Below are 13,784 nucleotides of genomic sequence, written 5' to 3' on the forward strand. Positions count from 1 at the left end.
GAGGTCAGGCGGGGGTTGGGGCCGGGTGGGAGGGTTCGGCAGGGACGGATGTGGCCGGGCGGGTGGGCGGGGGTGGGTGGTCGGCGGGGCGGCGTTCGCGGGTGGACCAGAGCACGGCGAGGGTGGCGAGCCAGACCAGGCAGGAGCCGAGCATGTGCAGGCCGACCAGCAGTACCGGCAGGTTGGTGAAGTACTGCACGAAGCCGATCACCCCCTGACCCAGCTCGACCAGGAGCAGGGTCAGCGCCGCCCGCACGGCGGCTGCCGGCGCGCCGACCGCGCGCAGTGCCAGCCACAGGCCCACGGTCAGGCCGACGAGCAGGAAGACCAGGTCGGCGTGGATCTGGGAGATGGTCTGCGGGTCCAGGCCGTTACGGACGGCGTCGGCGTCGCCGGCGTGCGGGCCGCTGCCGGTCACCGCCACCCCGACGACGATCACCGCCGCGCTGGCCACCACGGTGAGCCAGGTCAGGGTCCGCACTGCCGGTGGCACCACGGGCACCGTCGGGCCGTCCGGCTCGCTCACCCGGCGCCACAGGGCGTACGCGACGAGCAGCAGCAGCATCGACACCACGAAGTGGATGCCGACGATCGAGGGATGCAGCTGGGTACGGACGGTGATCCCACCGATCACCGCCTGTGCCACGATGCCGAGCACGACCGCCAGCGCCAGCGGCACCGCACCGCGTCGCCGGGGACGGTGTGCCAGGGCGGCCAGCAGGGTGGCGCCCGCGATCAGCACCAGCACGAACGTGAGCAGCCGGTTGCCGAACTCGATCGCTCCGTGCATGCCCATCTCGGCGGTGGCGGTGTACGACTCGTCGGTGCACCGGGGCCAGGTGGGACAGCCCAGGCCGGACGCGGTCAACCGCACCGCCCCGCCGGTGACGACGATCGCGGCGTTCGCGACGATGTTGGCGAACGCCAGGCGGCGCAGCAGGGTGCCGGAGACCGGGGAGCGGTCGGGTCGCTTCACGAGGCGAATCCTACGCAACGTAGTTGTCACCGATCGGGTGACTCCGCCCGTGCGGTGGTTCGGATCACCGGGGTCACGTTTGCGGGCCCTGATTGAATTACGTAACGTGGGCGTTGTGAAAAAGGCGGCGGGGCTCACCGGGCACCAGCCGACGGCCGGTACGGTCGCCGGCCGGTCGCTGCCGGACACCCACGTCCCGCCTGCCACGACCAGCACCCAGGCCGCGCCGACCGGTGAGCAGTCGACCCGGGACCGGGTCACCCTGCTGCTGCTGGAGCGCCGCGCCGCCACCGCCGCCCAGTTGGGCGACGCGCTCGGGCTCAGCCCGGCGGCGATCCGCCGGCACCTGGACGCGATGCTCGCCGACGGTGACGTCGTGGCCCGCGAGCAGACCGTACGCGGTCACCGTGGGCGGGGCCGCCCGGCCAAGGTGTTCCTGCTCACCGACGCCGCCCGCAGCCGGTGTGGCACCCACCACTACGACAACATGGCCACCGCCGCGCTGCGCTGGATCGCCCGCACCGGTGGCTCGCAGGCGGTGGAGCGGTTCGCCGCCGAGCAGGTGGCCGCCCTGGAAACGCGCTGTCAGGCCGCCCTGGCCGACGCGGGCGACGATCCGATGGCCCGTGCGGAGGCACTCGCCGCGGCGCTGACCGCCGAGGGATACGCTGCCAGTGCCTCCACGATCGCCTCCGGCGGCCAGCTCTGCCAGCACCACTGCCCGGTGGCGCACGTGGCCGCCGAGTTTCCCCAACTGTGCGAGGCCGAGACCACGGTGATCTCCCGCCTGGTCGGTACCCACGTGCAGCGCCTGGCCACCATCGCGCACGGCGACGGGGTGTGCACCACGCACATCCCGGGTTCGCCGCACGCCCAGTCCGGTAAGACCGTCACCACTGTGAGGACAGATAGATGACCGAGCAGATCGTCCAGCCCCTGACCCAGGAGGAGCAGCTCGCCGCCCTGGGCAACTACGAGTACGGCTGGGCCGACCCGGACGTCGCCGGGGCCTCGGCTCAGCGCGGCCTCAACGAGGCGGTGGTGCGGGACATCTCGGCCAAGAAGAACGAGCCGGCCTGGATGCTCGACCTGCGCCTTAAGGGCCTGCGGCTGTTCGAGCGCAAGCCGATGCCGGCCTGGGGCGCCGACCTCACCGGGATCGACTTCGACAACATCAAGTACTTCGTGCGCTCCACCGAGAAGCAGGCCGCCAGCTGGGAGGACCTGCCCGAGGACATCAAGAACACCTACGACAAGCTGGGCATCCCGGAGGCGGAGAAGCAGCGCCTCGTCGCCGGTGTCGCCGCCCAGTACGAGTCCGAGGTGGTCTACCACAAGATCCGTGAGGACCTGGAGGAGCAGGGTGTCGTCTTCCTCGACACCGACACCGCCCTCAAGGAGCACGAGGACCTGTTCAAGGAGTACTTCGGCACGGTGATCCCGGTCGGCGACAACAAGTTCGCCGCGCTGAACACCTCCGTGTGGTCCGGCGGCTCGTTCATCTACGTGCCGAAGGGCGTGCACGTGGAGATCCCGCTGCAGGCGTACTTCCGGATCAACACCGAGAACATGGGCCAGTTCGAGCGGACGCTGATCATTGTCGACGAGGGTGCGTACGTGCACTACGTCGAGGGCTGCACCGCGCCCATCTACTCCTCGGACTCGCTGCACAGCGCCGTGGTGGAGATCGTCGTCAAGAAGAACGCCCGGTGCCGTTACACGACCATCCAGAACTGGTCGAACAACGTCTACAACCTGGTCACCAAGCGCGCCGTGTGTCACGAGGGCGCGACCATGGAGTGGATCGACGGCAACATCGGTTCCAAGGTCACCATGAAGTACCCGGCGGTCTACATGACCGGTGAGCACGCCAAGGGCGAGGTGCTCTCGGTGGCGATGGCCGGCGAGGGGCAGCACCAGGACGCCGGCGCCAAGATGGTGCACGCGGCACCGCACACCAGCAGCACCATCGTGTCGAAGTCGATCGCCCGGGGTGGCGGCCGGACCTCGTACCGGGGTCTGGTGCAGGTGCTGGAGGGCTCGCACAGCAGCGCCAGCACGGTCAAGTGCGACGCCCTGCTCGTCGACACCATCTCCCGCTCCGACACCTACCCCTACGTCGACATCCGCGAGGACGACGTGTCGATGGGGCACGAGGCGACCGTCTCCAAGGTCAGCGAGGACCAGCTCTTCTACCTGATGAGCCGGGGCCTGAGCGAGGACGAGGCGATGGCGATGATCGTGCGCGGCTTCATCGAGCCGATCGCCAAGGAACTGCCCATGGAGTACGCCCTGGAGCTCAACCGCCTGATCGAGCTGCAGATGGAGGGCGCGGTCGGCTGACCCCGGCCGCACCACAGCACCGGACACCGTCGTCGTAGACACAAGCAAGGACGAGATGACTACCCAGGCTTCCGCGCCGCCCAGCACCAAGTCGCAGGCGCTGCGTTCGTACGATGTCGCCGACTTCCCGGCCCTGACCGGCCTGGAGGAGGAGTGGCGCTTCACCCCGCTCAAGCGGCTGCGGGGGCTGGTCGGTGACGACCCGACCGCCACCGGCACGGTCCGGCACGAGTACGCCGACCTGCCCGAGGGCGTGTCCGTGGAGCGGGTCGGCCACGACGACCCGCGGGTCGGCAGCGTGCTCACCCCGTTCGACCGGGTCAGCGCGCTGGCCTACGGCGGGGCCGGGCAGGCGCTGCTGGTGCGGGTGGCGCAGGACGCGGTGATCAGTGGCCCGACCATCCTCCGGGCGGTCGGCGAGGGCGTCGAGGGCCTGGCCTTCGGTCACACGGTGATCGAGGTGGGCCGGTTCGCCGAGGCCATCCTGGTGCTGGAGCACGTCGGCTCGGCCACCCTCGCCGACAACGTCGAGGTGTCGGTGGGCGACGGGGCGAAGCTCACCCTGGTCACCGTCGCCGACTGGGCCGACGACGCCGTGCAGGCGCAGCACCTGAAGGTACGGCTGGGGCGCGACGCGCGGGTGCTGCACGTCCAGGTCACCCTCGGCGGTGACATGGTCCGGCAGTACACCACCGTGGAGTACACCGACCGGGGCGGCGAGGCCGAGCTGTACGGCGTCTACTTCGCCGACTCCGGCCAGCACCAGGAGCACCGCCAACTGGTCGACCACACCGTGCCGGACTGCCGCAGCTACGTCGGCTACCGGGGCGCGTTGCAGGGCGAGAGCGCCCGTACCGTCTGGGTCGGCGACGTGCTGATCCGGGCCGAGGCGACCGGCACCGACACGTACGAGATCAACCGGAACCTGCTGCTCACCGACGGTGCCCGGGCCGACTCGGTGCCGAACCTGGAGATCGAGACCGGCGAGATCGCCGGCGCCGGCCACGCCAGCGCCACCGGCCGCTTCGACGACGAGCAGTTGTTCTACCTGATGGCCCGGGGCATCCCGGAGGCCGAGGCTCGCCGGCTGGTGGTGCGCGGCTTCTTCGCCGAGCTGCTGCACAAGATCCCGGTGGAGTCCCTGCGGGAGCGCCTGGGGGACGCTATCGAGGCGCGGCTGACCAAGGCGGGCGCCTGATGATCCGCATCTGCGCCGTCGAGGACGTGCCGAAGGGCACCGCGATCAGCGCGGACGTCGACGGCACCCAGATCGCGCTCGTGCACGGCGAGGACGAACAGTTCTACGCCGTGTTCGACGAGTGCTCGCACGCGGCCGTCGCGCTCTCCGAGGGCGAGGTCGAGGGCTGCACGCTGGAGTGCTGGCTGCACGGCTCCCGTTTCGACCTGCGTACCGGCGAGCCCACCGGGCTGCCCGCCACCGAACCCGTACCCGTCTACCCCGTCGAAGTCCGCGACGGTGACATCTACGTCAGTCTGACGCCGAGCAATGGAGTGACCCGATAATGAGCACCCTGGAGATCCGCGACCTACAGGTGTCGGTGAAGCTGCCCGAGGGTGAGCTCAAGCCGATCCTGCACGGTGTCGACCTGACCGTGAAGTCGGGGGAGACCCACGCGATCATGGGCCCGAACGGCTCCGGCAAGTCGACCCTGGCGTACTCGGTCGCCGGCCACCCGAAGTACGAGATCACCGGCGGCTCGGTGACCCTGGACGGCGAGGACGTCCTGGAGATGTCCGTCGACGAGCGGGCCCGGGCCGGCCTTTTCCTCGCCATGCAGTACCCGGTCGAGGTGCCCGGCGTGTCGGTGGCGAACTTCCTGCGTACCGCGAAGACCGCGATCGACGGCGAGGCGCCGAAGCTGCGCACCTGGGGCGGCGAGCTGCGCGGTGCCATGGAGCGGTTGCACATGGACCCGGCCTTCGCCCAGCGCAACGTCAACGAGGGCTTCTCCGGTGGTGAGAAGAAGCGCCACGAGATCGTGCAGCTGGAGCTGCTCAAGCCGAAGATGGCAATCCTCGACGAGACCGACTCCGGTCTCGACGTGGACGCGCTGCGCGTGGTGAGTGAGGGCGTGAACCGGGTGCGCGACACCGGCGACACCGGCCTGCTGCTGATCACCCACTACACCCGGATCCTGCGCTACATCAAGCCCGACTACGTGCACGTCTTCGTCGCCGGCCGGATCGTCGAGCAGGGCGGCCCGGAGCTGGCCGACAAGCTCGAGGAGTCCGGCTACGAGCGGTACGCGGCCGGGGCCGGTCCGGCGCGGGTCTGACCCCGAAGGAAGGGGCGGTCACCACGATGACCACCATCGCGATCCCGCCGGGGATGCCGCAGTACGACGACGTGCCGCGCTACGACGTGGCGGCGGTACGCGCCGACTTCCCGATCCTCGATCGGGAAGTCAACGGGCATCCGCTGGTCTACCTGGACAGCGCCAACACCTCGCACAAGCCGCGTCAGGTGCTCGACGTACTTGCCGAGCACTACGCCCGGCACAACGCCAACGTGTCCCGTTCGGTGCACACCCTGGGCACCGAGGCGACCGAGGCGTACGAGGGAGCCCGGGCGAAGGTCGCCGCGTTCGTCAACGCGCCGAGCGTCGACGAGGTGGTCTTCACCAAGAACTCCACCGAGGCGATCAACATCGTGGCGTACGCGTTCTCCAACGCCTCGCTGCGGGCCGACGCCGACCCCCGGCTGCGGCTGGGGCCGGGCGACGAGATCGTCATCTCCGAGATGGAGCACCACTCGAACATCGTGCCGTGGCAGTTGCTGGCCGAGCGCACCGGCGCGACGCTGCGCTGGTTCCCGGTCACCGACAACGGCCGGCTGGACGAGTCGGGCCTGACCGACCTGGTCAACGAGCGGACGAAGATCGTCTCGCTGGTGCACATGTCCAACATCCTCGGCACCGTCAACGCCACCTCGCGGATCACCGCCCGGGTCCGCGAGGTGGAGGCGCTGCTGTTGCTGGACTGCTCGCAGTCGGTGCCGCACATGCCGATCGACGTGGTCGACCTGGACGCCGACTTCATCGTCTTCACCGGGCACAAGATGTGCGCCCCGACCGGCATCGGCGTGCTCTGGGGCCGCACCGAGCTGCTGGCGGCGATGCCGCCGGTGTTCGGCGGCGGCTCGATGATCGAGACGGTGACGATGGGCGGCTCCACCTACGCGGCACCGCCGGCCCGGTTCGAGGCCGGCACCCCGCCGATCGCCGAGGCGGTCGCGCTCGGCGCGGCCGTGGACTACCTCACCGGCATCGGCATGCGGTCGATCCAGTGGCACGAGAAGCAGCTGACCGCGTACGCGCTGGACGCCCTGGGCGGCGTGCCCGGCCTGCGGATCTTCGGCCCGGAGGTGCCGGTGGGCCGGGGCGGCACCATCTCGTTCGCGCTCGGCGACGTGCACCCGCACGACGTGGGGCAGGTGCTCGACTCCCTCGGCGTGCAGGTACGGGTCGGGCATCACTGCGCCCGCCCGGTCTGCACCCGGTTCGGGGTGCCGGCCACCACGCGGGCGTCGTTCTACCTCTACACCACCACCGAGGAGATCGACGCACTGGTGGCGGGCCTGGAACAGGTGCGGAAGGTGTTCGCCTGATGCAGCTTGATTCTCTCTACCAGGAGATCATCCTGGACCACTACAAGCACCCGCACGGTCGCGGGCTGCGCGACGCCGCGGACCCGGCCGACCGGGTCGGCGAGGCGCACCACGTCAACCCGACCTGCGGTGACGAGGTCACCGTCCGGGTGGCCACCGACGGTGCGACGTTGCACGACGTGTCGTACGACGGGATGGGCTGTTCGATCAGCCAGGCGTCCGCGAGCGTGCTGCACGAGCTGCTGACCGGCCGGGGTGCGACGGAGGCGTTCGAGGTGCACGAGGCGTTCGTGGCGTTGATGTCCGGCCGTGGTCAGGTCACGCCGGACGAGGATGTGCTCGGCGACGGGGTGGCGTTCGAGGGCGTGGCCCGCTATCCCGCCCGGGTCAAGTGCGCGCTGTTGCCGTGGATGGCGTTCAAGGACGCCGCGGCACGCGCCGGTGTGGGCGCGAGCCCGACGGAGGTGAAGGCATGACCGAGCAGACCAACAGCACGCCGGAGTCGGGCGCCGTGGCGACCGACGGCGCGGTGACCCCGGCGGTCGGCGGCAAGGCCGCCGTCGCCGACATCGAGGAGGCGATGAAGGACGTCGTCGACCCGGAGCTGGGCATCAACGTGGTCGACCTCGGCCTGGTGTACGGCGTACACGTCGACGACCAGAACGTCGCCACCCTGGACATGACGTTGACCTCGGCGGCCTGCCCGCTCACCGACGTGATCGAGGACCAGGCCCGTCAGGCGCTCACCACCGGCCCCGGCGGTGGTCTCGTCGACGACATCCGGATCAACTGGGTCTGGCTGCCCCCGTGGGGACCGGACAAGATCACTGACGAGGGCCGCGACCAGCTCCGCTCCCTCGGTTTCAACGTCTGACGGCTCCTCCGGGCAGTCTGCCTCGGGCGCGGCATCCACCGGGTGCCGCGCCCGACGTGACTCACCCGTCCGCCGCCGTGCCACCACGGTCGGACCGCCCGGAGTTATCGTTGCCGCGCGGCGACCCGTCCAGTGGGTCGACCCCGGTTGATGGTGGTGGTCCCGGCGCTGTCGAGCTGAGAGCGCAGACGCATCACCCCAGGCCCCGCTTGACGCCGACGGTTCAGCTCGACAGCCTCGGCAGGGGTAGAGGTGCCGGGCGTGCGGCGGTCCGCCACGGGTCGCGGTAGCGAGCCCTGATCGATCGCCTGACGGGAGAGGGCGTGCTGCTCTGTCGATAATCCGTGGCGTCGCCGCAGCCGGGCCCGGAAGATGGCGCGGTGAGTGAGGCGTACCCGAAAAAGCTGTGTCCTGTCGCCGTGGCCACCGCCGCGCGTCGACAGCGGCTCGCGCCGGGCCGCGTCTCGCCACGGCGTCGGTCGTGACCGGCGCGTTCCTCGCCGGTCTGGTCGCCGGCTACGGCGTGGCCGTCCCGGTCGGGGCGATCGCCGTGCTCATCCTCGGCCTCACCGCCCGGACCTCGTTCCGGGTCGGTTCGGCCGCCGCACTGGGGGTGGCCACCGACGACGGGCTCTACGCCGGCGTCGCGGCGCTCGGCGGCGCGGTGGTCGCGGGCTGGCTCGCGCCGGTCGCCGGGCCGCTGCGACTGATCGGCGCGACGGCGCTACTCGCCCTCGCCGCCCACGGCGCCTGGCGCGCCCTGCGGGTGCCCGGCCCACGCCGGTGCCCGAACCACGCGCCGACGCCGGGCGTCCCGGCCGTCTCGTCGGTGGGTGACCCGGACCGGTCGGCGGCCGTCGCGGCCGGGCCAGGGTCCGGTCCGGCATCGGTACGGCGTGGGTTGGACACGCCGACCCGGGCGTTTGTCGGGATCCTCGCGTTGACCCTGCTCAACCCGGCCACCATCGTCTACTTCACGGCGCTGGTGCTCGGCCGGGCCGACCTGGGCGGCTCCGGCACCGCCGTCGCGGTGGTGTTCACCCTCGGGGTGTTCCTCGCCTCGGCCAGTTGGCAGCTGTTGATCGCCGGGGGTGGCTCGCTGATCGGGCGGGTGCTCACCAGCGATCGTGGTCGGCTGGTCACCGCGCTGCTGTCCAGCGCCATCATCACCGTGCTCGCCGTCGGCATGCTCCTCGGTGGCTGAACCGGGCCACCCGTGCCGTACGGTCGGGTGATGAGCAGCCGACCCGCCGCCGGGGGCGGCCGGTGGGTGGAGGTCGATCCGGACCGCGTCGCCCGCTGGGTCGCCGGCTTCGCCGACCGGCACGGCCCGCCCACCGTCAGCGCGCACGGGTACGGCCTGCTGCTGTCCGCTCCGGACGGTGCCACCGCCGAACTGCACGCGCCCCCGGGCTCGTCGCCCGCCACCGATCTGGCGGGTTTCGTGGCGGCGGTCACCCTGCCGCACCGGCTCGGGCTGCTGCTGGTCCGCAAGGGCGCGGTGGCGGTGGGCATCGCGGAGGGGGAGCGGCTGCCGGTGCACAAGGTGGACACCCGCTACGTGCAGGGACGTACCGCCGCCGGTGGTTGGTCGCAGCAGCGTTTCGCCCGCCGCCGGGACAACCAGACCAAGGCGGCGCTGGCCGACGCCGTCGAGTTGGCCGTCCGGCTGCTGCTGCCGGCGGCCGACCGGCTCGACGCGCTTATCGCCGGCGGGGACCGGCGGGCCGTGGACACCGTGCTGGCCGACCGTCGACTCGCCCCGCTGGCCGCACTGCGCGCCGACCGTCTGCTCGACGTCCCCGAACCTCGACACGCGGTGCTGCTGGCCGCGGTGACCGCCGCCCGGGCGGTTCGCATCCTGGTCCGCGAACCGCAGCCGGAAGGCAGCCGCTAGCGCCCGGCCGGCGGAGAGGGCGCGTAGTACGGCTGTGGGCCCGGTCACCGGTGACCGGGCCCGCGGCGTGCCGCTTCGTCAGACCGCGCCGCTGAAGGTGTCGCAGGAGGCCGGGTCGCCGCTGTCGTAGCCCCGGTTGAACCACTGCTTACGCTGCTCCGACGAGCCGTGGGTGAACTCCTCCGGGTTGACCGGCCGGTCGGCGCGCTTGGAGATGGCGTCGTCACCGATGGCCTCGGCGGTGTCGATGGCCTCGGCGATGTCCCGCTCGGTGATGCTGGTGAAGATCTTCTGGCCGCTGTCGTCGGCCGTGCCGGTGGCGTTCTTGGCCCAGGCTCCGGCGTAGCAGTCGGCCTGCAACTCCAGGCGTACCGACAGGTCGTTGGCGTTGCCGGGGTCGCGCTGCTGCTGGCGGCGCACCTGCTCGTTGGTGCCGAGCAGGTTCTGCACGTGGTGGCCGTACTCGTGGGCCAGCACGTACGGCTGGGCGAACTCGCCCTCGGCGCCGAGTTGCGTGGCGAGCACCTCGTAGAAGGAGAGGTCGATGTAGACGAGCGAGTCGGCGGGGCAGTAGAACGGGCCGACGCCGGAGTCGGCCTGGCCGCAGGCGGTGTTGACGGCCTGGCTGAAGAAGACGGTGCGGGTCGGTTGGTACTGCTCGCCGAGCGCCTGCGGCAGGGCGGTGCGCCAGTACGCCTGGATCGAGTTGACGTAGAGGGTGTTGCGGCAGTCGAGCTGCTCCAGCGCGTTCTCGGCGGCGCAGCGCTGTTCCAGCGCGGTGTTGTCGCCCTGCTCCGCGCCGCCGGTCATGGCGTTCAGGCCGAAGCCGCCACCGACGAGGGCCACCAGTACGGCGATGACGATGCCGACGATGCCGCCGCGCCCGCCGCCGATCGGGATGGGGATGCCCATCCCACCGCCTCCGCCGCTGCCTCGCCGGTCCTCCACCTGACTGGTGTCGATCCGTGCGTTCTCGTTCAGCTCCATGGTGACCCCGATCAGTAAGTGGCTCGTTAGCCGGAACCGGGTCCGGTCGGCGATCCGGTACCCGACGATCTTGCTCGGTAATCCGCGTGGGGTACCGCGCCGGGCCCGGTACACTTGGTGCCGTGCTGCGCTGCGAAGGCTGAACGCCCCGCGCCGACGGGTCTGGTGGATCCGCCGGCGCTTTCGTGTGCCCTGAGTCAGCCCTTCGGATCCCGAGAGCGAGTACCTGGAAATGATCACTGCCACCGGCCTGGAACTGCGCGCCGGAGCCCGGATCCTGCTGTCCGACACCACGCTGCGGGTGCAGCCCGGTGACCGGATCGGCCTGGTCGGGCGCAACGGCGCCGGCAAGACCACCACGCTGAAGGTGCTCGCCGGGGAGGGCCAGCCGTACGCCGGGCAGGTCGACCGGCGCAGCGCCGTCGGCTACCTGCCGCAGGACCCGCGTACCGGCGACCTGGACGTCACCGGCCGGGACCGGGTGCTCTCCGCTCGCGGCCTGGACGCGCTGATGGCCGGGATGAAGGAGCTGGAGGCGCGGCTCGCCGAGGACGCCGACGAGCGCCTGGTGCGCCGCTACGGCGCGCTTGAGGATCAGTTCGCCGCGCTCGGCGGGTACGCGGCCGAGGCCGAGGCGGCTCGCATCTGCGCGAACCTGGGGCTGCCCGAGCGGGCCCTGGCGCAGACCATCGGCACCCTTTCCGGCGGTCAGCGTCGCCGCATCGAGCTGGCCCGGATCCTGTTCCGGGACGCCGGCGAGAACGGCGGCGGCATCCTGTTGCTGGACGAGCCGACCAACCACCTCGACGCCGACTCGATCACCTGGTTGCGGGGTTTCCTCGCCAACCACAAGGGCGGCCTGATCGTGATCTCCCACGACGGCGACCTGCTGGAGTCGGTGGTCAACAAGGTGTGGTTCCTCGACGCCACCCGCAGCGTGGTCGACGTCTACAACCTGGGCTGGAAGGCGTACCTGGAGGCGCGGGAGACCGACGAGCGGCGTCGTCGCCGGGAGCGGGCCAACGCCGAGAAGAAGGCCGGCGCGCTGATGGCCCAGGCCGACAAGATGCGGGCCAAGGCCACCAAGACGGTTGCCGCGCAGAACATGGCCCGTCGCGCGGAACGGCTGATGTCCGGCCTGGAGGAGGTACGCGTCGCCGACAAGGTGGCGAAGGTGCGGTTCCCCGCACCGGCGCCCTGCGGCAAGACGCCGCTGACCGCGACCGGGCTGTCCAAGTCGTACGGCTCGTTGGAGATCTTCACCGACGTGAGCGTGGCGGTGGACCGGGGCTCCCGGGTGGCCATCCTCGGGCTCAACGGCGCCGGCAAGACCACCCTGTTGCGGATGCTCGGCGGTCTGCTGGAGCCGGACACCGGCGAGGTGCGCCCCGGTCACGGTCTGCGACTGGGCTACTACGCCCAGGAGCACGAGACGCTTGACGTGGACCGGACCGTGCTGGAGAACATGCGGGCGGCGGCGGTCGAGCAGACCGACACCGAGCTGCGGAAGATCCTGGGCGCCTTCCTCTTCTCGGGCGAGGACGTCGACAAGCCCGCCGGGGTGCTCTCCGGTGGCGAGAAGACCCGGTTGGCGCTGTCGACCCTGGTCTGTTCCGGTGCCAACGTGCTGCTGCTCGACGAGCCGACGAACAACCTGGACCCGGTGAGCCGGGAGCAGGTGCTCGACGCCATCGCCCGCTATCCGGGCGCGATCGTGCTGGTCACGCACGACCCGGGCGCGGTCCTCGCGCTCAAGCCGGACCGGGCGATCCTGCTGCCCGACGGCGACGAGGACGCCTGGAGCGACGACCTGCTGGAACTGGTCGAGCTGGCCTGAGCCGGCGGTGCCATCACCTATCGGGAAGCTGACACTGCATAGCGTGTCGGTTGGCGAATAGTTGATATCTGGCGCATGATCGTTCGAGACGGTCTAATAGGTGGGACCGTATCCGAACCGCACAGTCTGGGACGTGAGGACACAGCATGGCAGCCACTGGCACAGCCACCAGCACTGAGAAGGGTCGCCGGATCGTCGGAGCCGAGCGTCAGACGCTCGCGAAGGACCTCGTCAAGCGGTACACCGGAGGCGAGAGCATCCGGGCGCTCGCGGCCTCGACCGGGCGATCGTACGGGTTCATCCACCGCGTACTCACCGAGTCCGGGGTGCAGCTGCGGCAGCGCGGCGGCGCCCGGCGCCGCAAGAAGGCGTGACCCGCCCGTCAGCGTCGTTCAGCAGCACCGCCACCACCACCGCGACCCGGGCCGCCCGGTGACCGCCGAGGCGACCGGGGTCCGGCTGGAATGCGACGGGCCGGTTGCCACGGTCACCCTGTGCCGGCCCGACGTGCTCAACGCGCAGACCCCGGCGATGTGGCGCGCGATGAGCGAATTCTCCCGGGAGCTTCCCGGTGACGTGCGCGTGGTCGTGGTACGCGGCGAGGGGCGGGCCTTCTCCGCCGGTCTCGACCTGGCGGTGGCCGGCGCCTCCGGGCCGGGTTCCTTCGCCGAGCTGACCACCCTGTCGGAGCAGGAGTGCGCCGACCGGATCGCCGAATATCAGGGCGGATTCACCTGGCTGCACCGCCCGGACGTCATCTCGGTCGCCGTCGTCCAGGGGCACGCCATCGGTGCCGGTTTCCAACTCGCCCTCGCCTGTGACCTGCGGGTGCTGGCCGATGATGCGAAGTTCGCCATGGCCGAGGCGACCTTGGGGCTGGTGCCCGACCTGGCCGGCACCAAGCGCCTGGTCGAGTTGGTCGGCTACGCCCGCGCGCTGGAGATCTGCACCACCGGGCGGCGGATGGACGCCGCCGAGGCCGACCGGATCGGGCTGGCCACGCTCGTGGTTCCCGCCGTCGAGTTGGACGACGCGGTGCGTGACCTGACCGCTGGGCTGCTCGCCCCCAGCCGGGACGCCGTCGTCGAGATCAAGGCGCTGCTCACCGGCGCCGCCGGGCGTACCCACGCCGAGCAGCAGCGCGCCGAGCGGGAGGCGCAGACGCGCCGACTGCGGGATCTTGCCGGACGGGGCGAATAGTAAGGACCGTTCGGGAAGATCCGGGTTACTCGCGTGGTTGTC

The 13,784-nt window shown here is 71.0% G+C and carries 15 protein-coding genes; 13 read left to right on the plus strand and 2 right to left on the minus strand.

The features are described 5' to 3' along the window. Window positions 1–4: 4 nt before the first annotated feature. Entirely contained in the window at window positions 5–976 is a 972-nt protein-coding gene (locus O3597_RS06305) for a COX15/CtaA family protein (RefSeq protein ID WP_281603496.1), read from the minus strand. Window positions 977–1,154: 178 nt separating this feature from the next. Between O3597_RS06305 and O3597_RS06310 the strand changes: the two genes are divergently transcribed. From O3597_RS06310 to O3597_RS06355, 10 genes are all read left to right on the plus strand, one after another. After that, window positions 1,155–1,892: an HTH domain-containing protein gene (locus O3597_RS06310; RefSeq protein ID WP_164448393.1), complete on the plus strand. Its 738-nt coding sequence runs from the start codon at window positions 1,155–1,157 to the stop codon at window positions 1,890–1,892. After that, complete coding sequence (gene sufB / locus O3597_RS06315; RefSeq protein ID WP_281563793.1) at window positions 1,889–3,319, plus strand: Fe-S cluster assembly protein SufB; 1,431 nt, start codon at window positions 1,889–1,891, stop codon at window positions 3,317–3,319. The genes O3597_RS06310 and sufB overlap by 4 nt, the downstream gene beginning before the upstream one ends. Window positions 3,320–3,374: 55 nt before the next feature. Further along, window positions 3,375–4,517 (plus strand): Fe-S cluster assembly protein SufD, encoded by a 1,143-nt coding sequence (gene sufD, locus O3597_RS06320; protein WP_281603497.1) that lies wholly within the window; start codon window positions 3,375–3,377, stop codon window positions 4,515–4,517. Further along, on the plus strand, window positions 4,517–4,843 hold the full coding sequence (locus O3597_RS06325; protein WP_164448280.1) for a non-heme iron oxygenase ferredoxin subunit: 327 nt from the start codon (window positions 4,517–4,519) through the stop codon (window positions 4,841–4,843). Before sufD ends, O3597_RS06325 begins: the two co-directional genes overlap by 1 nt. Next, window positions 4,843–5,616 carry a Fe-S cluster assembly ATPase SufC gene (gene sufC, locus O3597_RS06330; RefSeq protein ID WP_164448279.1) on the plus strand — a complete coding sequence of 258 codons (774 nt, stop codon included), beginning with the start codon at window positions 4,843–4,845 and terminating at the stop codon, window positions 5,614–5,616. The genes O3597_RS06325 and sufC overlap by 1 nt, the downstream gene beginning before the upstream one ends. 26 nt (window positions 5,617–5,642) lie before the next feature. Continuing rightward, on the plus strand, window positions 5,643–6,947 hold the full coding sequence (locus O3597_RS06335; protein ID WP_164448278.1) for a cysteine desulfurase: 1,305 nt from the start codon (window positions 5,643–5,645) through the stop codon (window positions 6,945–6,947). Then, the gene (gene sufU, locus O3597_RS06340) at window positions 6,947–7,423 is read left to right on the plus strand and encodes a Fe-S cluster assembly sulfur transfer protein SufU (RefSeq protein ID WP_164448277.1); all 477 of its coding nucleotides are present in this window, start codon (window positions 6,947–6,949) and stop codon (window positions 7,421–7,423) included. Before O3597_RS06335 ends, sufU begins: the two co-directional genes overlap by 1 nt. After that, window positions 7,420–7,821, plus strand: coding sequence for a metal-sulfur cluster assembly factor (locus tag O3597_RS06345; protein WP_164448276.1), 402 nt, complete (start codon window positions 7,420–7,422; stop codon window positions 7,819–7,821). Before sufU ends, O3597_RS06345 begins: the two co-directional genes overlap by 4 nt. Before the next feature lie 481 nt (window positions 7,822–8,302). Beyond that, a complete protein-coding gene (locus O3597_RS06350) occupies window positions 8,303–9,025 on the plus strand; it encodes a LysE family transporter (protein ID WP_281603498.1) in 723 nt (240 codons plus the stop codon). Between the two features lie 30 nt (window positions 9,026–9,055). Continuing rightward, window positions 9,056–9,718: an acVLRF1 family peptidyl-tRNA hydrolase gene (locus tag O3597_RS06355; RefSeq protein WP_281603499.1), complete on the plus strand. Its 663-nt coding sequence runs from the start codon at window positions 9,056–9,058 to the stop codon at window positions 9,716–9,718. A gap of 78 nt (window positions 9,719–9,796) precedes the next feature. Here O3597_RS06355 and O3597_RS06360 read toward each other — a convergent pair whose 3' ends face one another. Continuing rightward, window positions 9,797–10,705 carry a neutral zinc metallopeptidase gene (locus O3597_RS06360; protein ID WP_164448275.1) on the minus strand — a complete coding sequence of 303 codons (909 nt, stop codon included), beginning with the start codon at window positions 10,703–10,705 and terminating at the stop codon, window positions 9,797–9,799. 232 nt (window positions 10,706–10,937) lie between these two features. On the opposite strand from O3597_RS06360, the gene O3597_RS06365 reads away from it, so the two are divergent. The 3 genes from O3597_RS06365 (at window position 10,938) to O3597_RS06375 (ending at window position 13,742) form a co-directional block, all read left to right on the plus strand. After that, window positions 10,938–12,542 (plus strand): ABC-F family ATP-binding cassette domain-containing protein, encoded by a 1,605-nt coding sequence (locus O3597_RS06365; RefSeq protein WP_164448274.1) that lies wholly within the window; start codon window positions 10,938–10,940, stop codon window positions 12,540–12,542. A 146-nt stretch (window positions 12,543–12,688) separates the two neighbouring features. After that, window positions 12,689–12,916: a helix-turn-helix domain-containing protein gene (locus tag O3597_RS06370; protein ID WP_007072022.1), complete on the plus strand. Its 228-nt coding sequence runs from the start codon at window positions 12,689–12,691 to the stop codon at window positions 12,914–12,916. A 58-nt stretch (window positions 12,917–12,974) separates the two neighbouring features. Continuing rightward, a complete protein-coding gene (locus O3597_RS06375; RefSeq protein ID WP_281603500.1) occupies window positions 12,975–13,742 on the plus strand; it encodes an enoyl-CoA hydratase/isomerase family protein in 768 nt (255 codons plus the stop codon). Window positions 13,743–13,784: the final 42 nt, after the last annotated feature.

The sequence above is a fragment of the Verrucosispora sp. WMMA2044 genome (assembly GCF_027497155.1).
In the GTDB taxonomy this organism is placed as follows: domain Bacteria; phylum Actinomycetota; class Actinomycetes; order Mycobacteriales; family Micromonosporaceae; genus Micromonospora; species Micromonospora palythoicola.